Annotated in this window: 1 rRNA gene; it reads right to left on the reverse strand. The window is 61.7% G+C overall.

Annotated elements, in window-relative coordinates:
• Window positions 1–271 precede the first annotated feature (271 nt).
• Window positions 272–360, reverse strand: a 16S ribosomal RNA gene (locus IH50_RS0137095); the annotation flags it as partial.

Here is a 360-nt window from a genome sequence, read left to right on the forward strand (position 1 = left end):
CAACCACCCATCACCCCGGGATCAACTCCCGAGTGCACTGGGGCCGGCACTGAAGGCAGCCATACGGCCGTGCCCTCAGACACCCAACAGCGTGCCCGACACGATCAGCCGACCAGATCAGCGTTCCACGCCCCGAAGAGCAGTACTAGCGCCTGGTCCGTCCTGGACCGTGCCGAGTAGTCAACGTTCCACCCATGAGCAACCAGCACCGGACGTTCGCCGATGTACTGGCCTCTGAACCAGCCGAGGCTGATTAAGAAGTGCTCCTTAGAAAGGAGGTGATCCAGCCGCACCTTCCGGTACGGCTACCTTGTTACGACTTCGTCCCAATCGCCAGTCCCACCTTCGACAGCTCCCTCC

Source organism: Streptomyces sp. NRRL S-37 (assembly GCF_000721605.1).
GTDB lineage: Bacteria > Actinomycetota > Actinomycetes > Streptomycetales > Streptomycetaceae > Streptomyces.